This is a genomic window from Marinactinospora endophytica, from assembly GCF_054780875.1.
Genome location: NZ_BAAGVM010000005.1, coordinates 75,791 through 96,222 on the forward strand (window position 1 = coordinate 75,791; position 20,432 = coordinate 96,222).

Annotated in this window: 19 protein-coding genes; 7 read left to right on the top strand and 12 right to left on the bottom strand. The window is 72.6% G+C overall.

Annotated features, from left to right (window positions below):
• Positions 1-5: 5 nt before the first annotated feature.
• The 8 genes from ACYVHU_RS11050 to ACYVHU_RS11085 all read right to left on the bottom strand — a co-directional run bounded on the left by ACYVHU_RS11050 (position 6) and on the right by ACYVHU_RS11085 (position 9,539).
• Positions 6-1,439, bottom strand: coding sequence for an FAD-dependent oxidoreductase (locus tag ACYVHU_RS11050; RefSeq protein WP_498948269.1), 1,434 nt, complete (start codon positions 1,437-1,439; stop codon positions 6-8).
• Positions 1,436-3,523: a molybdopterin oxidoreductase family protein gene (locus ACYVHU_RS11055; protein WP_498948270.1), complete on the bottom strand. Its 2,088-nt coding sequence runs from the start codon at positions 3,521-3,523 to the stop codon at positions 1,436-1,438. Before ACYVHU_RS11055 ends, ACYVHU_RS11050 begins: the two co-directional genes overlap by 4 nt.
• On the bottom strand, positions 3,520-4,887 hold the full coding sequence (locus tag ACYVHU_RS11060) for an MFS transporter (RefSeq protein WP_078761302.1): 1,368 nt from the start codon (positions 4,885-4,887) through the stop codon (positions 3,520-3,522). Before ACYVHU_RS11060 ends, ACYVHU_RS11055 begins: the two co-directional genes overlap by 4 nt.
• Before the next feature lie 374 nt (positions 4,888-5,261).
• On the bottom strand, positions 5,262-5,801 hold the full coding sequence (locus tag ACYVHU_RS11065; RefSeq protein ID WP_078761301.1) for a GNAT family N-acetyltransferase: 540 nt from the start codon (positions 5,799-5,801) through the stop codon (positions 5,262-5,264).
• Positions 5,802-6,134: 333 nt separating this feature from the next.
• On the bottom strand, positions 6,135-7,028 hold the full coding sequence (locus ACYVHU_RS11070) for a metal ABC transporter permease (RefSeq protein WP_498948272.1): 894 nt from the start codon (positions 7,026-7,028) through the stop codon (positions 6,135-6,137).
• Positions 7,028-7,795 carry a metal ABC transporter ATP-binding protein gene (locus ACYVHU_RS11075; protein WP_078761299.1) on the bottom strand — a complete coding sequence of 256 codons (768 nt, stop codon included), beginning with the start codon at positions 7,793-7,795 and terminating at the stop codon, positions 7,028-7,030. Before ACYVHU_RS11075 ends, ACYVHU_RS11070 begins: the two co-directional genes overlap by 1 nt.
• Entirely contained in the window at positions 7,792-8,748 is a 957-nt protein-coding gene (locus ACYVHU_RS11080; protein WP_078761298.1) for a metal ABC transporter substrate-binding protein, read from the bottom strand. The genes ACYVHU_RS11075 and ACYVHU_RS11080 overlap by 4 nt, the downstream gene beginning before the upstream one ends.
• A 101-nt stretch (positions 8,749-8,849) precedes the next feature.
• On the bottom strand, positions 8,850-9,539 hold the full coding sequence (locus tag ACYVHU_RS11085) for a metal-dependent transcriptional regulator (protein WP_078761297.1): 690 nt from the start codon (positions 9,537-9,539) through the stop codon (positions 8,850-8,852).
• A 228-nt stretch (positions 9,540-9,767) separates the two neighbouring features.
• On the opposite strand from ACYVHU_RS11085, the gene ACYVHU_RS11090 reads away from it, so the two are divergent.
• On the top strand, positions 9,768-10,469 hold the full coding sequence (locus tag ACYVHU_RS11090) for a hypothetical protein (RefSeq protein WP_144390053.1): 702 nt from the start codon (positions 9,768-9,770) through the stop codon (positions 10,467-10,469).
• A complete protein-coding gene (locus ACYVHU_RS11095) occupies positions 10,466-10,726 on the top strand; it encodes a hypothetical protein (RefSeq protein ID WP_498948274.1) in 261 nt (86 codons plus the stop codon). The genes ACYVHU_RS11090 and ACYVHU_RS11095 overlap by 4 nt, the downstream gene beginning before the upstream one ends.
• 36 nt (positions 10,727-10,762) lie before the next feature.
• On the opposite strand, the gene ACYVHU_RS11100 is transcribed toward ACYVHU_RS11095, so the two are convergent.
• Positions 10,763-12,418, bottom strand: a complete 1,656-nt coding sequence (locus tag ACYVHU_RS11100) for an FUSC family protein (RefSeq protein ID WP_498948275.1) — start codon at positions 12,416-12,418, stop codon at positions 10,763-10,765.
• A gap of 42 nt (positions 12,419-12,460) precedes the next feature.
• On the opposite strand from ACYVHU_RS11100, the gene ACYVHU_RS11105 reads away from it, so the two are divergent.
• The gene (locus ACYVHU_RS11105; RefSeq protein WP_078761293.1) at positions 12,461-12,955 is read left to right on the top strand and encodes a MarR family winged helix-turn-helix transcriptional regulator; all 495 of its coding nucleotides are present in this window, start codon (positions 12,461-12,463) and stop codon (positions 12,953-12,955) included.
• A 22-nt stretch (positions 12,956-12,977) separates the two neighbouring features.
• Here ACYVHU_RS11105 and pabB read toward each other — a convergent pair whose 3' ends face one another.
• Positions 12,978-15,137, bottom strand: coding sequence for an aminodeoxychorismate synthase component I (pabB, locus tag ACYVHU_RS11110; protein ID WP_078761292.1), 2,160 nt, complete (start codon positions 15,135-15,137; stop codon positions 12,978-12,980).
• 144 nt (positions 15,138-15,281) lie between these two features.
• Here pabB and ACYVHU_RS11115 point away from each other — a divergent pair, with 144 nt between their 5' ends.
• Positions 15,282-15,899, top strand: a complete 618-nt coding sequence (locus ACYVHU_RS11115) for a DsbA family protein (RefSeq protein WP_327308224.1) — start codon at positions 15,282-15,284, stop codon at positions 15,897-15,899.
• Positions 15,900-15,941: 42 nt separating this feature from the next.
• Here ACYVHU_RS11115 and ACYVHU_RS11120 read toward each other — a convergent pair whose 3' ends face one another.
• Positions 15,942-16,445: a hypothetical protein gene (locus tag ACYVHU_RS11120; protein WP_498948277.1), complete on the bottom strand. Its 504-nt coding sequence runs from the start codon at positions 16,443-16,445 to the stop codon at positions 15,942-15,944.
• 87 nt (positions 16,446-16,532) lie between these two features.
• A complete protein-coding gene (locus ACYVHU_RS11125) occupies positions 16,533-17,198 on the bottom strand; it encodes an excalibur calcium-binding domain-containing protein (RefSeq protein ID WP_498948278.1) in 666 nt (221 codons plus the stop codon).
• 186 nt (positions 17,199-17,384) lie between these two features.
• Between ACYVHU_RS11125 and ACYVHU_RS11130 the strand changes: the two genes are divergently transcribed.
• The 3 genes from ACYVHU_RS11130 to ACYVHU_RS11140 all read left to right on the top strand — a co-directional run bounded on the left by ACYVHU_RS11130 (position 17,385) and on the right by ACYVHU_RS11140 (position 20,383).
• Entirely contained in the window at positions 17,385-18,020 is a 636-nt protein-coding gene (locus ACYVHU_RS11130; RefSeq protein WP_078761289.1) for a VOC family protein, read from the top strand.
• Positions 18,021-18,269: 249 nt separating this feature from the next.
• Positions 18,270-18,485, top strand: coding sequence for a hypothetical protein (locus ACYVHU_RS11135; RefSeq protein WP_078761288.1), 216 nt, complete (start codon positions 18,270-18,272; stop codon positions 18,483-18,485).
• A gap of 1,226 nt (positions 18,486-19,711) precedes the next feature.
• Positions 19,712-20,383 (top strand): TetR/AcrR family transcriptional regulator, encoded by a 672-nt coding sequence (locus ACYVHU_RS11140; protein ID WP_498948279.1) that lies wholly within the window; start codon positions 19,712-19,714, stop codon positions 20,381-20,383.
• Positions 20,384-20,432 lie beyond the last annotated feature (49 nt).

The following is a 20,432-nucleotide window of genomic DNA, read 5'->3' on the forward strand; positions in this document are numbered from 1 at the left end:
CCCCGCTACACCGCCGCGGGACTGCCCTGGTTCCAGGCCGCCAACAGCGCGTCGACGTCACGGGTACAGCCCCCGCAGCCGGTGGTGGCGCGGGTCCGCTCGGCGACGGCCTCGCGGGTGCGCGCGCCGTCGAGCCAGGCCCCTTCCAACCGGTCACGGTCGACCCCGTTGCACCGGCACACCAGGGCCGGGCCGGCGCCGTCGGGGCCCGGTTCGGGCGCGGTGCGGCCCAGCAGCAGTGAAATCCGGTCGGCGGGCACCGGGGCGCCCTGGTCGTAGAGCTGGATGATCGTCGCCGCGGCGTCGGGGAAGCCGAGCAGGATCGCGCCGGCCACCCGCTCGTCGCGCACGACGAGCTTGGCGTAGCGGCCCGCGTGGGCGTCGCAGATCGTGACGGTGTGGGTGGTGTCGTTCTCCTCCGCGGTGGCCTCCCCCAGGCAGGCCAGCTCGATCCCCTCGGCCTTGAGCCGGGTGACCGGGCGCGTCCCCCGGTAGCGGGCCTCGGGCGCGGTCCCGGTGAGCAGGTCGGCCAGGACCGCGGCCTGCTCCCAGCCGGGCTGGACCAGTCCCCCGCCGCCCGAGGGGTGGCGGGCGCAGTCCCCGATGGCGTGGACGCGCGGATCGCTGGTGGTCAGCAGGTCGTCGACGACGACGCCGTGGTCCACGGCGATCCCCGCGGCTTCGGCCAGGCCCGTGCGCGGCCGCACCCCGGCGGTGACGACCAGCGCGTCGCCGGGCAGCACCCGCCCGTCGTCCAGCTCCAGCCCGGTTCCCGGGATCCACCGCGCGGCGACGCGCCAGGAGTGCACGCTCACCCCCAACGCGGTGAACCGCGCGCCGAGGATCCGCGCCGCCGCCCGATCCAGTTGGCGGCGCATCAACCACGGGGAGGACTCCACCAGCGAGACCCGAACCCCCCGCTCGGTCAGGGCGCGGGCGGCCTCCAGCCCGAGCACACCTCCGCCCAGGACGACGACGGGCGACCCGGGACCGGTCAGCTCCATCAACCGGCGGCAGTCGGCCAGGTCGCGCAGCGCGGTCACCCCCGCGGCCGGTGTCCCGTCGTCCCGGGTCAGACCCGACACCGGTGGGAAGGCGGCCTGGGCGCCGGTGGCCAGCACCAGCTCGTCGTAGCCCAGCGTGGAACCGTCGTCGAGACGGACGCTGCGGCCGGCGGTGTCGAGCGCGGTGGCCGACACGCCGGACCGCGCCTCCACCGCCGTGGAGGCGACCGAGGCGAGGGCCAGGTCCGCCTCCTCCAGCCTGCCGTTGAGCAGGTCGGGGAGCAGGATCCGGTTGTAGGGGACCCCGGGCTCGGCCCCCACGACGGTCAGCCGGACTCGTTCGCCGTCGGGATCGCGGCGCGCCACCTCCTCCACGAATCGGGCCCCTACCATCCCGTGTCCGACGACGACGATGTGGCGCGGTTGCCGGTTCATCGGCTGACCTCCTCCTGGAACGGCGCCTCCGGCTCCAGCCGGACCGCGCACACCTTGAACTCCGGCATCCTGCTCGTCGGGTCCAACGCCGGGTTGGTCACCAGGTTGGCGCGCTGGTCACCGGCGAAGTGAAAGGGCAGGAAGACGGTGTCGAGACGGGCGTCGGGACGGCAGCGCACGCGGGCGACCGCGCTACCGCGCCGGGACCTGACACGCGCCCAGTCCCCCTCGGCCAGGCCGCTGCGCGCGGCGGTGTCGGGGTGCACCTCGACGTAGGACTCGGGTTCGGCCGCGGCCAGTTCGCCGACGCGGCGCGTCTGAGCCCCCGACTGGTAGTGGGCGAGCAGCCGTCCGGTCGTGGCGACGAGGGGGTAGTCGGTGTCGGTGGTCTCGGCCGGATCGCGGTGGGCGACCGCGACGAAGCGGGCCCGGCCGTCGGGGTGGGCGAAGGAGTCCAGGAACAACCGTGGCGCGGTCGAACCGTCCTCGGGGCAGGGCCAGTGCAGGGCCTCTCCGGCCTCCAGCCGCTCGGGCGTGACGCCGGAGTAGTCGGCCGCGCCCCCCGCGGAGGCGGCGCGTAGTTCGGCGAGCACCGCGTCGGGGTCCGTGGGAAACGCCTCGGCCGGGCGGCCCAGGCGCACCGCCAGGCCGTGCAGTACCTCAAGGTCGCTGCGCACCCCCGGGGGAGGGGGAACGGCCCGGCGCCGGCGCAGGACCCGCCCCTCCAGGTTCGTCATCGTGCCGCTCTCCTCGGCCCACTGGGTGACCGGAAAGACCACATCGGCCATCGCCGCGGTTTCGGACAACACGAAGTCGGCCACGACCAGCAGTTCCAGGCCGGAGAGCCGGTTTCGGACACGGCCGGCGTCGGGGGCCGATACCACCGGGTTGGATCCGAACAGCAGCAACGCGCGCGGTCCGTCGGCGCCGCCCAGCGCGTCCAGCAGCTCAAAGGCGCTGCGTCCCGGGCCCGGCAGGTCCGCGGCGGCCACGCCCCACACGCCCGCGACGTGCTCGCGCGCCACCGGATCGTCGATCCGGCGGTAGCCGGGCAGCTGGTCGGCCTTCTGCCCGTGCTCGCGCCCGCCCTGGCCGTTGCCCTGTCCGGTGAGACAGCCGTACCCGGATCCGCGCCGGCCGGGCAGGCCCAGCGCGAGCGCCAGGTTGATCCAGGCCGAGACGGTGTCGGTGCCCTTGGCGTGCTGCTCGGTGCCGCGCCCGGACAAGATGTAGGCGCCGGAGGCGGCGCCCAGCAGCCGGGCCGCGGCGCGGATGTCGGCCGCGGGCACACCGGTGGCGCGCTCGGCCTGTTCGGGCCACCAGGCCGCCGCGTGCGCCCACGTCTCGGCGAAGCCGGTGGTGCGTTCGGCGATGTAGTCGTGGTCGAGCAGCCCCTGCTCGCGGGCGGCGTGCAACAGGCCCAGCGCCAGCGCGAGATCGGTGCCCGGCCGTGGCGCCAGGTGGAGGCCGCCGTTGGCGAGCGCGTGTTCGGCGGTGGCGCTGCGACGCGGATCGACGACGACGAGCCGGGCGCCGCTGAGGTGGCCCATCAGGGGCGGCATCGTCTCGGCGACGTTCGCGCCGGCCAGCAGGATCGTCTCGGCCCCGGCGAGGTCGGTGACCGGGAACGGCAGTCCCCGGTCCAGGCCGAAGGCGCGCATCCCCGCGGCGGCGGCGGAGGACATGCAGAACCGGCCGTTGTAGTCGATCTGCGAGGTGCCCAGCGCGGTCCGGGCGAACTTTCCGAGCAGGTAGCTCTTCTCGTTGGTCAGGCCGCCCCCGCCGAACACCGCCACCGCGTCGGCGCCGTGGCTCCTGCGCAGCCCGCGCAGGCGGGAGGCCACGTGGTCCAGCGCGGTCCCCCAGTCCACCGGCCGCAGCTCCGCGTCCTTGCGCGGCCGCAGCAACGGCGAGGTGAGGCGGTCGGGGGCGCTCAACAGCTCGCCGGCGCTCCACCCCTTGCGGCACAGCCCGCCCCGGTTCGTGGGGAAGGGCGCGGGGCGGGTCGCGTATCCGCCGTCGGGCGTGGGCTCCACCCGCATGGCGCACTGGAGGGCGCAGTAGGGGCAGTGGGTGGCGGTCACGAGGCGGCCCGCTCGGTCGTGCGCGCCGGGCGGCGCAGGTAGACCAGGGAGGTGACGAGGATGCAGACGAGGTAGAACCCGAGGAAGGCGACGAAGGCCGGGGTGGCGCTGCCGGCCGAGGCGAACGCCTCGCGGAACACCAGGTTGATCGCGACCCCGCCCAACGCCCCGACCGCGCCGGCGATCCCCAGCAGCGCCCCTGACAGCCGCTTGGCCTCGGCCATGGCGGTCTCGCGCTCCTCACCCTCGGCGATACGGTCCTCGGCGCGCGCGGCGAAGATCGACGGGATCATCTTGTAGGTCGACCCGTTGCCGATCCCGGTGAGCAGGAACAGCGGGATGAAGCCCAGGAGGAACAACGGCAGGGACTGCTGCACCGAGGCCATGATGATCAGGCCGGTGCCCAGCGCCATCGCGACGAACGTCCACAGGGTGATGCGCCCTCCCCCGAAGCGGTCGGCCAGCCGGCCTCCCACCGGGCGTGACAACGACCCCAGCAACGGGCCCAGGAAGGTGATCGCGGCGGCCTCCAGCGGGGTGCGGTCGAACTGGTTCTGCAAGACCAGGCCGAAGGCGAACCCGTAGCCGATGAAGGAGCCGAACGTACCGATGTAGAGGAAGGACATGATCCAGGCGTGACGGTTGCGGCACACCGCGATCTGAGCCGAGACATCGGAGCGCGCCCCGGCCAGGTTGTCCATGAAACGCCAGGACATCCAGCAGGCCAGCAGGATCAAGGGGAGGTAGAGCAGGGGGACGTAGGCGCCGTTGGCGACGGTGAACAGGCCGATCACGGCCAGTCCCACGAGCTGGATGGCGGGAACGCCGATGTTGCCGCCGCCGGCGTTGAGCCCCAGCGCCCATCCCTTGTGGCGCTCGGGGAAGAAGAAGTTGATGTTGGCCATGGAGGAGGCGAAGTTGCCGCCGCCCAGGCCGGCGGTCGCGGCCAACAGCGCGAACACCGCGAAGGGGGTCTCGGGACGCTGGATCAGCACCACCGCCAGGACCGTCGGCAGGAGCAGCGCCGCCACCGACACCAGCGTCCAGTTGCGTCCGCCGAACCTCGCCACCGCCAGCGTGTAGGGCACGCGCAGCACCGCGCCGACGAGGGTCACGAGGGAGACCAGCAGGAACTTCTGCTCGGCGGAGTAGGCGAACCCGTTCTCCGGCGTCATGAACAGGACGAGCACCGACCACAGGCTCCACACGGAGAAGCCCAGGTGCTCGGCGAAGATCGACACCCACAGGTTGCGGTTGGCCACGCGGCGCCCGCCGGCCTGCCAGAACCCTTCGTCCTCGGGGTCCCAGTGGGTGATCCAGCGTCCGCCCGAGCGGGGTGGGTCCGTCACGGTTTCGGGGGCCACGTTCGAGCCTTCCTGCTCAACGGGAGGGGTTCCGTCGAGAAGACTAGAGACTGCTGGTTGCCGTGATGTGACCTCTCGTAACACCCGTGAAACAGCGCTCTCACACGGAGGGGCGGTCCGCGGTGAGGACGGTCGTGGAAGGGCCAGGTCAGCCCCGTCGGGGGGCGGACCTCCCCGCCGCCCTCACGGCGGGGGCCGCCACCCCGACCAACTTTCCCAGTGATCTGTGTCACATCGACGGGTTCGCTGTGGGGTCCACCGTCGGGGCGGGAACGAAAGGGCATCGAAGCGGTCCGGCGCACCATGTGCCGGTGTGGGGCACGCCGAACGGGGCGGCGGCTTCTCCAGGACCGCGGCAAAGCGCCGCCGTGGGCTCAGGTGGCCTCGGTCCACACCAGTTCGCCGTCGGCGTGGCGGTCGGTGCGGCGCAGTCCGCAGTTGCGGGCCACCGCCTCCGAAGCCAGGTTGTCGGGGTGGATGTGCGCGGTGACGGGACGGACCCCGCGCGCGTGCAGCCAGGCGATCAGGCCCCGCGCGGCTTCGGAGGCGAACCCGCGTCCCTGCCAGGGGACGCCCACCATCCAGGCGATGACCGCGCCGAGCCCGCCGGGCACCGGCCCGATGGTGGCCTGCACGGTCCCCACGGCCGTGCCGGTACCGTCGCGGACCACCCAGTTGCACCAGGAGATCCCCGGCTCCGCGGAACCGGCCACCAACCGTTCGTAACGCTGTCGCAGCTCCACGGGGCTCGGCGGTCGCCCACCGATGTGCTCGTACAGAGCGGGATCGGCGAGCGCGCCCGCCATTTCCTCGGCGTCCTCGACCCGCAACGGCTCCATCCGCAGCCGCCGGGTCGTGAACGGCTCCGTCCGCACGATGGTGACGCGCCTGCGCGGGCCGGGTCGTGTCTCCATGCCGGTAACTGTGACGCAGGAGCGGCCCCGCGGACAAGGGACCCGCCCGGTGGGGCCGGGATGCCTCCTGCGCCGATCGCGGGGAACGGCCTGCGGTGGGGGCAAGGTGCCAGGCGGCGAGCCGCGGCCCGGGTCCGAGGAAGGCGACTCGCCGTAGGCGAGGTCATACGGGAGACAACGGTCCCGTCCGCCGTCCGGACAGCGCGTCACCCGGCGATCGACCGGTCCGCTGCCGCGTTGGCGGGACATCTCCCGCCCTCACCAGCGTGGCCCGGTCCATCGGCGGACCGGGCCACACGCCTTTCCGGCGGGGTGGCGCTTCGCGGGTGGTGCTCAGGAGGGCGCGCTGGCCCGGGGCGCCTCACCGCGCGCCACCACGGCGCGCGTGCGCAGCCGGCGCCCCAGCACCCCGTGCCGCGGCGCGAACAGGTAGGCCAGGCCGAACGCGGCGGCCTGGGTCACGACGATCGCGCCGCCGGTGGCGACGTTGAAATGGAAGCTGGCGTAGGTGCCCAGCACCGACGCGGCCACCGACACCGCGACCGAGATCGCCAGCATCCGTTCGAAGCGGTCGGTGAGCAGATAGGCGGTCGCGCCGGGGATGATGACCATGGCGACCACCAGGATCACGCCCACGGCCTGCAACGCGATGACGACCGTCACCGACAGCAGCCCCAGCAACAGCGCCTCCAAGCGGCGCGGGCTGAGCCCGATGGCGTGGGCGTGCACCCGATCGAACGCGAACAGCGTCAGGTCGCGGTGCTTGACCGCCACGACGACCAGCGTCACCAGCGCCATGACCAGGATCTGGGCGATCTCGGCGTCGGAGACCCCGAGCACGTTGCCGAAGAGGATGTGCATCAGGTCGGTCTCGCTGGGGATCTTCGAGATGAGCACCACCCCGGCCCCGAACATCGCGGTGAACACGATTCCGATCACCGCGTCCTCCTTGACCCGCGAGGTCCGGTTGACGACGCCGATCAGCGCCACCGAGCCCGCCCCGAACACCAGCGCCCCCGCCGCGAAGGGGAGACCGAACAGGTAGGACAGCACCACCCCGGGCAGCACCGCGTGGGACACGGCGTCACCGAGCAGGGACCAGCCGATCAGGGTCAGCCAGCACGACAGCACCGCGCACACCCCGCCGGCCACCACGGCGACCAGCAGGGCCCGCCGCATGAACTCGAACTGGAAGGGGACGGTGAACCAGTCCAGCAACGCCTCCATCACGCGACCTCCCGCACCGGGCGGCCCTCGATGCCGAACGTCTCCAGCAGCCGTTGCGGGGTCAGCACCTCCTCGGGGGACCCGTGGGCGACCACGCGGCGTTGCAGCAGCGCCACCTCGTCGCACAGCTCCGGGACCCCGGCCAGGTCGTGGGTGGACACCACCAGAGTGTGCCCCGCGTCGCGCATGGCGCGCAGCACCTCCACGATGGTGGCCTCCGAGCGCTTGTCCACGCCGGCGAACGGTTCGTCGAGCAGGAAGACCCGCGCCCCCTGGGCGATGCCGCGGGCGACGAAGGCGCGTTTGCGCTGCCCACCCGACAGGGCGCCGATCTGGCGGTCGGCGAGGTCGGACAGGTGGGTGCGTTCCAGCGCGTCGGCGACCGCCGCCCGGTCGGCGGCGCGGGGCCGGCGGGTGATGCCCATGTGGCCGTAGCGGCCCATCATCACCACGTCGGCCACGCGCACGGGGAAGGCCCAGTCGACCTGTTCGGACTGAGGGACGTAGCCGATCAGGCCGCGCTTGCGGGCGGCGGTCGGCGTCAACCCGTGCACCAGGACCCGCCCGCGGGCCGGCGTGATCATCCCGGTCACCGTTTTGAACAGGGTGGACTTGCCCGACCCGTTGGCGCCGACCAGACCGCAGACACGTCCCTGCGCGATGGCGAGGTCTACACCGTCCAGGGCGAGCACGTCGCCGTAGCCGACGCCGACGCCCTCCACCCGTACCGCGGGCTCCCGGTCGAGCTCGGCCCCTTCCTGGCTCATGCGGTCTCCTCCGTGCTCTCCGAGGCGGTCAGGCCGGCCACGATCGTCTCGGCGTCGTGGCGCAGCAGGTCGAGGTAGGTCGGTACCGGCCCGTCGGCGTCCGACAGCGAGTCGACGTAGAGGGAGCCCCCGAATTCCGCGCCGGTCTCGCGGGCGACCTGGCGCTGCGCGCCGTCGTTGACCGTGCTCTCGCAGAAGACCGCGGGGACCTCGTTGTCCCTGACGAAGGAGACGACCGCGGCGATCTGCTGCGGGGTCCCCTCGGAGTCGGCGTTGACCGGCCAGAGGTAGCGCTCTTGGAGACCGGCGTCGCGGGCGAGGTAGGAGAACGCGCCCTCGCAGGTCACCAGGGCGCGCCGGTGGTGCGGCAGGGCGGAGAGCTCCTCGGTGAGGAAGGTGTCGATCTCGCCGATCTCGGCCTTGTAGGTCTCGGCGTTGGCCGTGTAGGTCTCGGCGTTGGCCGGGTCGATCTCGCCGAGCGCCGTGGCGATGTTGTCGACGTAGATCAGGGCGTTGGCGGGTGACATCCAGGCGTGTGGATTGGCCTGCCCCCGGTAGGAGCCGGATGAGATGGGGATGGTCTCGACGCCGTCGCTGAGCGTGGCGGAGGGGGCGTCCACCTGGTCGGTGAACTGCTCGAACCATCGTTCCAGGCCGAGGCCGTTGTCCAGGATGAGGTCGGCCCCCTGGCCGCGTACGAGGTCGTCGGGGGTGGGTTCGTACTCGTGGATCTCGGCGCCGGGGCGGGTGATCGACTCGACCGTGACCCCTTCCCCCGCGACGTTGCGGGCCATGTCGGCCAGGACGGTGAAAGTGGTGAGGACCTTGAGCTCGCCGTCGTCGGCGCTGTCGGAGGAGGCGCCGGAGCACGCGGCGCAGGAGAGGAGCGCGGAGGCGAGGGAGGTGGCGGCCGCGACGCGGGTGAAGGCCGGCCAATCTCTGATGTTCGGCACGCCTAACTAATTACCACATGGGTCCCCAACAAACGTTTCTGACCGTTTTTGCACCTTCTAGGGGGATACTCGCTTACCGCGGGAGGGGGCGGGCCGCGCGCTCAGGAGAAGGGGGTGATCCACAGCGCCTCGGCCGCGCCCAGCCCCAGCGACTGGTCACGGGTGTCCCCCGGCTGGCCCAGACGGACGATCAACGGCCCCCCGAAGGGCTGACGTTCGACCACCTCGATGCGCAACCCGATGCCGATGCCCTGCTCGGCGAGGAAGCGCAGCAGCTCGGGGTCGGAGTCGTTGACCCGGACGATCACGCCGGAGGTGCCGCTTTGGGCCTGGGACAACAGTCGGACCTCGCGCTCGACGACCTGACCGTCGCGGGTGGGGATGGGATCCCCGTGCGGGTCCACCGTCGGATCGCCGAGACGGTCGGCGACGCGGTCCACGAACTGGTCGGAGACGACGTGCTCCAGGATCTCGGCCTCGTCGTGGACCTCGTCCCAGGAGTAGCCGAGCGCCTCGACGAGGTACAGCTCGATCAGCCGGTGGCGGCGCAGCACCGCCAGCGCGAGCTTGTCGCCGGTGGGGGTGAGCCGGACGTCACCGTAGCGCTGGTGGTCGACCAGGCCGAGGTCGCCGAGCTTGCGCAGCATGCCCGAGACGGAGGAGTTGGACACGGTCAGCCGTTCGGCCACGCGCGAGATGGTCACCGGTCCCGAACCGCGCTCCTGAAGGTCATAGATGGCCTTCACATAGTCCTCGACCGAGGTGGAAGGCCGGTCGGATGCTGTCCCCATGAGCGATACCGTACGCCACCACGCCGACCGAAGCGGATTCCGTCGTCTTTCCGGCCAGGATCCGTCGGAGGAACACCGAGCGGGGATTCCCGCCCCGTCGGGGCCGCCCCTCACGTCGTGAAGTCCGCCACTTCGAAGGCGCGGGGAGGCGTGCCCGGGGACCTCTTCCGCCTCAGGTTCGGGGGAGGTACGCCATCTGGACGGCGGGAGTGGGAAAATCTGCTGTTTGTGACTCAAGCCATCCGCCGCTCGCCCTCCCCGGCGCCCGCTGTCGCCCCCCGCGTCCCCCGGGCGAACACGCGCGTCGAGTGTGGTCCGCATCCGCCCGGGGTCATCCCCATCCCCAACGACGGACGTCGTCACCTGGGCCGTATGGAGCGGGTGCTGCACCGTCAGTGGCCGGAGGGGACGATCCCCTCGCAGACCGTCCTCGACAACATCAACGCGCTGGCCAACCTGCCCTTCCACATCGCCGACCGGGTGATCGACGAGGTCGAGGCGATCTACGTCGGCGAGGGGTCGATCGTCGAACTGGACGGCATGGGCGTGCTGCGGGGACGGCTCACCTACCCCGAGGGGCCCCACTCGCGGCCTTTCGAGCGCCTGGCCGGGATCTACCGCTACGGTGTGGTCGCGTTGGGCAGCCTGCCGCACGAGTCCATCTCCCTTGTCCTGCACGAGGTGGGGCACGTGCTCGACATCGCCGACCGGATGATGTCGGAGACGCGCGAATGGCGCGACCTGCACCGGGCGTGCGTCGCCCGGCTGTGCGAGCCCTACTGGCACATCCGCCACGAGTGGTGGGCCGAGGCGTTCGCGCTGACCGCCGGCGACGGCTTCGAGGTCCTCACCGACCTACTGGCCGGGGACACCCGGCTCGCCTACGATGTGACCAGCTACTTCCAGGACCACTACGGGGTGATGCAGTGACACCGGTCGTCGCGATCCGCTATCCCGACGGGACGATCCGCGTTCCGGTCAGCCACTCCGACGCCGCCGGGCCGGTGTTCGCCTGCGGCACCGACGTGCTCAGACCCGGCGACGACGGATACGACTACTACGCCGCGCGCGCGGTTCCCGCCGGTGACCATGACGAACGCCGCCGCCGCGATCCGGTCCGGGCCGCCCGGCTGAAGGCGGAGTTCAAACGGCGCTACGCGCGCGAGCACGCCCGCCGTTCGGCCTGACCCGCCCGCCGCCGCGGCACCGGAGGGCGGCCGGGATCAGCGCGCGGGGAACCCCGAGGGGACCCGCGCGGGCACGGCCAGCAGTTCGTAGGCGGCGTGCTCGGCGGCGGTGACCTCCTCGGCGGAGAAGCCCGTGGTCCACGGCTCTCCGCCGGCGACCGCGTGCGCCTCGCGCAGCGCGATGACCGCGCGCGCCAGCCGGTCCAGGGCCGGACCGGCCTCCCGGGGCGTCCGTTCCAGGGCCGCGCGGGCCCGCGCCTCCGCGGCCCGGCACTCCACCAGCGCGGCGCGCAGCCGTCGGGTGGCGCCCGGATCCACCAGGACGATGCTGACGACCACCCCGATCAGCGCGCCGACCACCGTCGCCAGGACGCGCTCGGTCACCGCGCCGTCGGCGGGGTGGGCGAGCTGGGTGATGGCGAGGGTGAGCGGGGTGGCGAAGAGGATCGCGAACGCGTAGTTGGTGAGGATGAGCAGCTCCGCCCCGAGCTGGCAGAGCACGATCACCGCGAGCAGGGCCGCCGGGCCGGGGTCGAAGCCGAAGATCACCACGGCGAGCCCGGCGCCGAGCAGGGTGCCGGCGACCCGCTGGATCGTGCGGTGCCAGGTCGTGGTGACGTTCACGGTCTGGAGCACGGCGCTGGCCGAGACCAGCGCCCAGTAGGCGTGGTCGAAGCCCAGGGCGATGCCGGCGAGGCCGGCGACCAGGGAGGCCGCGCCCACCCGGGTGGCGCCGGGCAGGAACTGGGAGAGCCGGTGCGCGGGGCCGCCCGCGGCCGGTCCCGTGGCCACCTGTTGGGCGCGGGAGCGCAGTTCGGCGCGCTCGGTGTCGGTGCTGGTGACCTCGGGGACGCGGCGCAGCCGGGTACGCCAGGCGAGGTCACGCAGCTCGGCGGCCGTGTCCTTCGGCAGCCGCTCCGCGGGGACGTGCAGCAGCGTCTCGGCCCGCGCGGTGAGCGCCTCCAGCCTGCGGACCGTCTCCGATCCCGCCGCGACCGAGCCGTCCCCCAGGACCAGCCAGGAACGCTGTACCGCCAGGTGCGCCTGGTGGCGGGCGGCGGGCCGGGCCGTGTCCGAGGCGGTGAGAAGGGACGCGACGGCGACGAGCGCGCGGGCGGTGGCCAGGCGCTGGGGCGCGGTCCGGTGCAGCAGCCGCCCCGCCATCGACACGCACCAGCACAGCAGGGCCGAGGCCGCGGTGGTGCCGACCACCAGCGGAAGGGCCGCCCAGGTCTGCGGCGCGTAGGCCGCCGCCCCCGCGGCGAACACGAACATCAGCCCGGCGGGCGGACCGAAGGAGAGGGTGTCGGCGGCGAACTTGGCGAGCGCGGCCACCAGGGCGATGACGGCGATCTTGACGATCCCGTTGGCGGTGAGCAGCGAGGTCAGCGCCCCGACCAGCACGCACAGGGTCAGGCCGGCGCCGACCGTCGCCAGGACACGTGCCCGCCGGCCGTAGGGGGTGTCGCGGCAGTACAGTGCGGTGAATGAACCGAGGGGCGCATAGGGGGCGAGGTCGAGACGGCCCAGCGCGAACGTCACCGCGAGCGGGATCGCCACGCACAGCCCGATGCGTAACGACGGGACGACGACGCCGCCGAAGACCACGCGCAGCCGTAGCGCGTCGCGGGGGCTCAGGGAACGCAGCAGGCGGGTCAGGGGGCCGGGACGCTTCGACGGTAAGTCATTCATAGATAAACTATTTTAAAGTGATTTACGAGTGAAGGAATCGTGATGAGCGACACCGTGGCACGCTTCTCGGCGCAGTGGCGTGAGCGGCGCCCCGACCTCGACTACTCCGGCATGGAGGTGGTCGGCCGGGTCATCCGGTTGACCGCGCTCATCTCCCAGATCATCGACGGCCCCCTCGCCGAGGCCGGACTCTCCCGACCGGAGTTCGAGGTCCTCAGCGCGTTGCGCCGGACCGGCCAGGGGCTGCGCCCCAGCCAGCTCACCCGCGAGACGCTCTCCTCTGGCGCGGCCACCACCAAGCGCCTGGCCCGCCTGGAGGGCGAGGGCCTGGTCACCCGCACCACCTCCACCCGCGACCGTCGCGAGGTCGACGTCCACCTCACCGACGCGGGACGCGCGCTGGTGGACCGCCTCCTCCCCCAGCGCCTGCGCGCCGAGGCGGAGCTGCTGGAATCGCTCTCCCCCGAGGAACGCCGCCACCTCGGCGCCCTGCTGGCCAAGGTCCTCTCCCCCTTGGAGGGCGCCCCCAGGGCCTGACCCGCCACAGGGAGCGCCGGGCTCAGGCCGGCGCGCGCCCGGCGTCCGCCCCGCCGGGAACTCCACGCAACGGGACCGCGGCCTTGAGCAGCATCTCGGCGTACTCCTGCGCCGGATCGGAGTCCAGTACGATCGCGCCCCCCGCGCCGATCTCCAACTCCCCTCCCCGGCGCACCGCGGAGCGGATGACGACGGACAGGTCGGCGGTGCCGTTGTGGGACAGGTAGCCCAGCGCACCCGAGTACACGCCGCGCGCCGAGGACTCCAGCGCGTCGATGATCTCCATCGTGCGCTCCTTCGGCGCCCCCGTCATCGACCCGGCGGGGAAGCAGGCGCGCACCGCGTCGACGGGGTGAACGTCGTCGCGCAACCGGCCCCGGATCGTGGAGATCAACTGGTGCACGGTCGCGAAGGAGCGGGTGTACATGAACTCCGGGACCTCGACGCTGCCCACCTCGCACACCCGCCCCAGGTCGTTGCGGAGCAGGTCCACGATCATCAGGTTCTCGGCGCGGGTCTTCGGGTCGGTGCGCAGGGCGTCGCGTGTCCGCGCGTCCGTCGCCGGGTCGTCGTGACGTGGCGCCGTCCCCTTGATGGGACGGCTGTCGGCGACGCCGTCGGGGCCGATACGCAGGAAGCGCTCCGGCGAGGCGCTGTACACGCTCACCTCGCCCAGGCGCAGCAGCGCCGCGTAGGGGGCGGGGCTGTGCCGGCGCAACCTCCGATAAAAGTCCAGGTCCCCGTCGGGTGCGGGCAGCCGCAACCGGTTGGTCAGGCAGATCTCGTAGCTCTCCCCCGCCGCGAGCCGGGCCTGGCACTCCTTGACATCGACCAGGTATCCCTCGCGGTCGCGTTCCAGCAGCGCCTGGGGATCGAGGGGCGCGTCGGGGGCGGGCGCCGCGGGAACGGACGGCAGGGCCGCGATCGCGGCGGCGGTGCGCTCGATCCAGGCGGTGGCGCCCGGCCCGCGCGCGACCAGGTGGGTACGGCCCTCCACGTGGTCCACGACGACGAGGCGGTCGCAGCGCAGCCACACCGCGTCGGGCACCGCCGAGCGATGGGCGAGGACCCCACCGCAGTGGGCCTTCAGCTCGTAACCGAAATAGCCGACGTAGCCGCCGGCGAAGTCGAAGGGGAGCCCCGGCACCGGCTGAGGGCGGCGGGCGACGCGCCGGCGCAGCGCGTCGAAGATCGTCCCCTCCTCTTCGTGTTCGGCGCCGTCGCCCGCGCGCACGCGCACCACGCCCTCGTCCACCCGGTAGGTCAGCACCTCGCCCTCGGGGCCGCTCGCGTCGCCGAGGAAGGAGAAACGCGCGGTCTCTCCGAGCAGACCACTGTCGAGCCAGAAGGCGTGTTCCCGTTCGGCGTAGAGGTGGCCGAAAACCGCCTCGGGGTCCACCGCGGCCAGAAGGCGGTGTGCCACGGGTTGCGGACGCGCGGCGGCTGCCCTGGTTTCGGACCGACGTGTCGGTGATTTCCGCAGGTCAAGAGGGGTGGAGAGAGGGGTGAGGAGAGGAGAACGGGTTTCGGACAGGTGGGTCTCTGCGGCGTCGTCCCGGGTTTCGGTCACCCGAGCCCGGCCGGTTCCACGGCCATCCCGCCGGGCCGCCGACGCGAGGTCCCGGAAGTTGGCGACCAGCGCGCGGCCGTACTCGCCGTCCACCGACTCCGGATGGAACTGCACCCCCCACCGTGGGAGCGATCGGTGGCGCAGGCCCATGACGACCCCGTCCTCGGCCCGGGCCGTCACCGCCAGGACCGGCGGCGGAGGTTCGGACACGCACAGGGAGTGGTAGCGCACAACGGTGAAGTCCTGGGGCAGGCCGGCGAACAGGTCCGTGCCGTCGTGGCGCACCCGGCTGCGATGGCCGTGGCGCGGCGTGGGGGCCGCCGTCACCTCGGCGCCCGCGGCGTGCGCGATGGCCTGGTGTCCCAGGCACACCCCCAGCAGCGGAAGGGACGGGTCGGCCAGCAGGCGGGGGATCCGGCCGACGTCACGGGCGTTGCGGGGATGCCCCGGCCCCGGCGAGATCACCGCCGCGTCGAAGGAATCGAGCGCGAGATCCGGCCAGCGGGGATCGTCGTTGGACACCACGACCGGAGGCGCGCCGACGACCTCGGCGATCAGGTGGAACAGGTTGAAGGTGTAGGAGTCGTGGTTGTCCACGAGCAGGACGCGCATGCACCTCTCGTTTCCGGCCAGAGGGGAAGTTCCAGGTTATGGCGCACCAAAACTCCTCGAACAACGGCTTCCTCCGTGAAGGCCGTCTCATGCCATACTCCGCGGCACAAGGCGCGCCGTTTCGGCGCGCGCAGAGGAGGACGGATGCCGACGTGGCCGGCGGACTTCTGGTTCGACCCCTCCTGCCCCTACACCTGGATCACCTCCCGCTGGCTCGTGGAGGTCACCCGGGTACGGCCGGTGAAGATCGTCTGGCGGGTGATGAGCCTGTCGGTTCTCAACGAGGGGCGCGACGACGATCCCGAGGGCGACCCCGAGGGCTACCTGTGGGTTCCCGCGCGCATCTGCGCCGCCGTGCGGACCGAATACGGACACGAGCGCTGGGGCGCCTCTACACGGCGATGTGGGCGCCTGAGAACACCGGCGACGACTGGCTCGGCGATCTGCACCGGGCCCTGGACACGGCCGGACTGCCCCGGGAGCTCGCCGGTCGGCGTGGGCACCGCCTACGACCCGGCGCTGCGCGCCTCCCACGAGGAGGGCGTCACGCTGCTGGGAGGGCGCTCGGGCACCCCGATCACCGCCGCGACCTCGCCCGAGGGAGAGCGCACCGTGTTCTTCGGTCCGATCCTCTCCCGCGTCCCCCGGGGCGAGGACGCCGCCAGGCTGTGGGACGGGACGCTGCTGGTGGCCGCGACCGCGGGATTCCACCGGTTGAAAGGTCTCCCGCGCGAGGATCCCGACATCGCCGGCACAGGCTGAGCCGGCGGAGGGCCCGTCCGCACGACTCCCGCGGCGCCCCGGTCACGAGGCGAGATAGTCCAACGCGAAGCCGAGGAAGAACAACGGGACGGCGACCGCTCGCATGACCTGCTCCGCCTGCCGGGTGGACAACAGGCGCCCCAGCCCGGCGATCACCGGCCCGATGAACAGCACGAACCCCGATGCCAGCACGATCAGGACGAGCAGGAACCCCACCCACACCGCGACCCGGACACCCTCGGGCAGCCCCTCCAGGGACTGGGAGATGGGACGCACCAACGCCGCGGCGAGCAGGGCGAAACCCGCCGATGAGACGGTCATGCCCAGGACGGCGCTGTTGTCCTCGTCCTGGTCGCGCATCCGCTCTCCCCAGGCGACGAGGCGTTCCGGCCCGATCAGGTCCAAGATGATGGTGCAGCCCGCCACGAACGACAGCAGCTTTCCGATCCGGCCCAACCAGATCACGGATATCCCGTGCAGGGAGTGGTCGGTGAGCTGACGCCCCGACCACCACAGCTCCCACGCCTCGACGAGGGTCAGATCCATGGCGGCACCACAGGAGGGGGCAGAGGGGTCCGGGACGACCGCCCCCGACCGCCAGGCAGCTCCCCGGCTCCGACGGCCCCACGGGGATCAGGCGTCACAGCCGACACCGTCGCCGTCCCGGTCCAGGTGGGGGGCGTAGCCCGGCTCGCCCGCGTGGACGGGGGCGGCGCCCGCGGCACGGGCCGCCGCGCAGTTCTCGTAGTACACCGCCGCGGGCTCCGGCTCCGTTTCCCGGGCGGGCGGCGGTTCGGGCGCCCGCGTGGTCTCCACTGTCACCGGCTCCGCCGGCTCCTCGGCCGGCGCGGGTTCGCGGTCGCGCTCCTCTTCCTCGGGGGCGGGCCGTGGCTGTGCGCCGTCCTCGGCCGGCCGCGAGGGCGCGGGGTCGCTCGGTGAGGCGGAGGGGGTCGGCGACGGGCTGGACGCCGACGCCGGTTCCCGCGCGGCCCGCTCCTCCTCCGCCTCGGGCGAGGAGGCGACCAAGGCCAGCACGGACAGGGCCGCGAGCAGCGCGAAGAACCCGTTGAGGCCGATCCCGGTCCAGGCCAGCCCGCCGCCGGAACGCTCGCCCCGCCGGACCTGGGCGAGCCCCAGGAAGCCGAGGATCAGCCCCACGAAGGGCGGGACGATCAGCGCGAACAGGCACAGGACGTTCGCCGCGCCGACGATGACCGAGGCGATCGCCGGCCCACTGCGCCGCCGCGGCGGTGGGAAGGGCGGGGCGGGCGGAGGAGGGAACGGGGAGGGAGATGCCACGTGATGCTCCTGAACATGAGAACGCCGTGGAACATTAGACCCTTTCGTCGCGACAAGATGTGGCTTGGCCGATATGGGACAAGAGGTGAGCCTGAGACATCATCACGCCGTGAAAGGCCCCTCGCGGGTCCGAGGGCACCGGTACCGGACTCCCCGGCACAATGGACGTCTTGGAAAGGAAGGCCCATGCACTCCACCGCGGCGCCCGTGCTCGACCACCTCGTCTACGCCACCCCTGACCTGCCCGCGACGGTCGCGCAGTTCACCCGCGCCACCGGCGTCGTCCCGGCCGAGGGCGGGGCCCACCCGGGCTGGGGCACCCGTAACCACCTGGTGGCCCTGGACGACGGCGCCTACCTGGAGATCGTCGGCCCCGATCCGCGCCAGCCCGACCCCGAACACGCCCGGCCCTTCCGGGTCGACCGGCTCACGGCTCCCGCCGTCGTCACCTGGGCCGTACGCACCACCGACATCGACGCGGCCGTGCGGCGGGCGGAGGAACACGGCTACGCCCCCGGGCCGGTCCTGCCCATGAGCCGCACCACCCCCGACGGGAGGCTGCTGGAGTGGCGCCTGACCTCTCCTGAGGCCGCCCACCCCTCGGGGCTCGTGCCGTTCCTCATCGACTGGGGCACCACCCCGCATCCCGTCACCCTCGGACTGCCGCGGGTCGGACTGGCCGGTGTGGAACTGCGCGCCCCCGACCCCGCCGAGGTCGCGCCGCTGCTCGCCGCCCTGGACCTCGCGGTGCGGCCGGTGGTCGGCGAGACGGGGATCTCCGTCACCCTGGACACCCTCAACGGTCCGGTCGTGCTGTCCTGAGCCCGCCCCTTCCAAGGTGACGGCGCCCCGGTCGCTTCGGCGTGGAGGCGACGCGGTAGGGTCCGTTGCCGAGCGGTGCGCGCGCGGAGGGGCGCCGGCCGCCCTCTCCTGCCTGTTTCTGCCTGTTTCGCCGTCTCCCACGGCTGTCCATCGTCAGTGAGGCAGGGCACAATAGATCATCCACAATGACGAAATCCCCCCTGAGAGGCGCCTGTGCCCGAAATCCTTCCTTGGCACGTTCTCGTGCTCATGCACGCACCCGCGGACGCCGTCATCGCCGTCCGCCCCGACGGGTGGGTGCGCGTGACCCGGCGAGCCGACATCACGGCCGGTGAGGCCGTCGTGTACTCCCGGACCCGCTTCATCGCCGAGGGCATCGTGCCCGTTCCGTCGGCGTTGGAAGCCCTCACCGACCGGCTCACCAGCCGCGCCGCGCGGCTGGCCGAGCTGGAACTGGTCGCCTGAGGCCCCGGCCTCCTCACCTCCACGCCGACGCGCACCCGTCGGCCGACATCCCGCCGGACCCCACCCGCTCCGGCTCCTTCGGAGCCGAGCCCGGTGCCGGCCTGATCCCCACGCGAAGACGGGACCCCCTCCCGCCCGAACGTGGGAGACGTTCCCACCGTCCACGAGCGGCAGGCCGCGACCGCCGGCTTCGGCGCCGCTCGTGAACAGGACGGTCCCGATCCGCCGGACGGTGTACGCCAGGCACGCCGCCGGCACCAGGCGCTCGATGCCCTCATGGCGCGGGAACGTGCCGGCGACCTCGGCCGGTTGTTGCCGCCCTCCGACCGGCCATGGGCGACACCGATCGATCCCGGCCCTGCGATCGGCTGGACCTCGGACCGTGGCCGGGACGCCCGCTCGTTGGGCTCCTCGAGCCGGCGGAACAGGACATCGGGCCCCGTCCTCGGCCACCGCGATCAGGACCTTCAGGCGTGTCCGGCCTCCTCGCCCATACGGCCGGTGACCTGGGAAGGATCTCCGAGCCGGTCCCGGAACGGATGCGGCCGGCCGGCTCGTCCAGCGCGGTGGGTCCCGGCGGCTCCGGCAACGCCTCACACCGGACGGTCCGGTGTGACGTCGACCGGATCGGGCGGCTGGTCGTGGACCGTTCGGCCTCACGGATCGCCGGCCGCCTTCGGGCGGGCGCGGATCTGCTCGCGATGCCAACAGCCGGTGCGGCCGGGCCTCCGGCCGGGATCGGGGCCGGCGTCCAGGCCCGGGCGGCGGCTTCGCCGGGAACCTCACCGGTCGAGGCGGAGCAGGCCGTCTTCCGGTGCCGCTTCAGCGCACCATCGTGAACGGTGCCCCGGAGACGCCGGTGCGCTCACGCGCTCGGGAGTTCTCGCCGGCCTCGGGAAGGACGCGCGTGCCGCATCCGGGCGGAGGCCGGCCTGCCGGACCGCGGGCAGACCGTGCAGTCCATCGACGTCATCGGCAGCCCTCTCCGGCCAGGGGGCCGGACACCGCGCGCGGTGGCGGCGGCCGATCGGGATACATCCGGCACTTCACCGGATCACGGCCGGACAGGAGCGGCCCTCTGCGCCTGCGAGACGGGCAAGGCGGTTCCGGCCGGCCCGGCCGTACCGGCCCGCCTCCGCCGGAGCGGCATCATCACACTGGCCGCCCCCAGGGGGAATGCCCGAACTGAGGCGGCGCCCGCATGATCGCCGGGCTAGGCTGACCTCATGCTGGACGAGCTCAGGTCCCGTGTGGAACGCCGAGGGGTCTCCTCTGCCTGGGAGCAGAATCATCAGAGGCTGCTGAAGTGCCTGGAAGATCTGCTCAACGAGGGGTTCCTGTTCGCTGATGTCAGCATCGACATGGTCAGCAAGAGGGCGGGCTTCGCCCGGACCACGGTGTACCGCCACTTTCCCACCATGCGCGACATGGGCCGAGAACTCGTCCTGGAGCACAGCAGCGTGCTGTTCCTGGTGACGGAGCCGAGGCCCGGGGAGCCCGCTGTGGCCTTCCTCGACCGCGGTATACGAGCGGTCTTGCAGATGTGGCGGGAGCACGGAGCCGTATGGATGACCGCATGCGATCTCGCGGCGGCTGACCGCGATTTCGCCAAGGACTGGATCAATATCCTCTCGGCCTGGGCCCCCATCCTCTATTACGTCTTCATCGAAGACAATCCCGAACTCGGCAGGCAGCCTCCCGCGGAGGTGGAGGCGGCCATAAAGAGGCTCCTCGTCGGGGGCGCCTACAATTTCTACGCCTCCTACAAGACCGGTCTTGTGGGAAGCATAGAAGACGTCGCCGGAGAACTCATGCAGACGGCGATCGCGCGGTTCGGGCTGCGCGCAGACCGCCGTTCCGCCGAAGATCCTCCCAGGGAGAGCGGCCGGGCCTCCTGAGGACGGGGACAGGCGGCCGCCGCGTCCTCTTCCGGCGAAGAGGGCCGGG

Excerpts from the sequence above, each read along its gene's own strand:
- ACYVHU_RS11075 (WP_078761299.1), bottom strand. The coding sequence starts at position 7,795 with ATGAGCCAGGAAGGGGCCGAGCTCGACCGGGAGCCCGCGGTACGGGTG.
- ACYVHU_RS11070 (WP_498948272.1), bottom strand. The coding sequence starts at position 7,028 with ATGGAGGCGTTGCTGGACTGGTTCACCGTCCCCTTCCAGTTCGAGTTC.
- ACYVHU_RS11105 (WP_078761293.1), top strand. The coding sequence starts at position 12,461 with ATGAGCGACACCGTGGCACGCTTCTCGGCGCAGTGGCGTGAGCGGCGC.
- ACYVHU_RS11120 (WP_498948277.1), bottom strand. The coding sequence starts at position 16,445 with ATGGATCTGACCCTCGTCGAGGCGTGGGAGCTGTGGTGGTCGGGGCGT.
- ACYVHU_RS11100 (WP_498948275.1), bottom strand. The coding sequence starts at position 12,418 with ATGAATGACTTACCGTCGAAGCGTCCCGGCCCCCTGACCCGCCTGCTG.
- ACYVHU_RS11050 (WP_498948269.1), bottom strand. The coding sequence starts at position 1,439 with ATGAACCGGCAACCGCGCCACATCGTCGTCGTCGGACACGGGATGGTA.
- ACYVHU_RS11115 (WP_327308224.1), top strand. The coding sequence starts at position 15,282 with ATGCCGACGTGGCCGGCGGACTTCTGGTTCGACCCCTCCTGCCCCTAC.
- ACYVHU_RS11065 (WP_078761301.1), bottom strand. The coding sequence starts at position 5,801 with ATGGAGACACGACCCGGCCCGCGCAGGCGCGTCACCATCGTGCGGACG.
- ACYVHU_RS11085 (WP_078761297.1), bottom strand. The coding sequence starts at position 9,539 with ATGGGGACAGCATCCGACCGGCCTTCCACCTCGGTCGAGGACTATGTG.
- ACYVHU_RS11135 (WP_078761288.1), top strand. The coding sequence starts at position 18,270 with ATGCACGCACCCGCGGACGCCGTCATCGCCGTCCGCCCCGACGGGTGG.
- ACYVHU_RS11130 (WP_078761289.1), top strand. The coding sequence starts at position 17,385 with ATGCACTCCACCGCGGCGCCCGTGCTCGACCACCTCGTCTACGCCACC.
- ACYVHU_RS11140 (WP_498948279.1), top strand. The coding sequence starts at position 19,712 with ATGCTGGACGAGCTCAGGTCCCGTGTGGAACGCCGAGGGGTCTCCTCT.
- pabB (WP_078761292.1), bottom strand. The coding sequence starts at position 15,137 with ATGCGCGTCCTGCTCGTGGACAACCACGACTCCTACACCTTCAACCTG.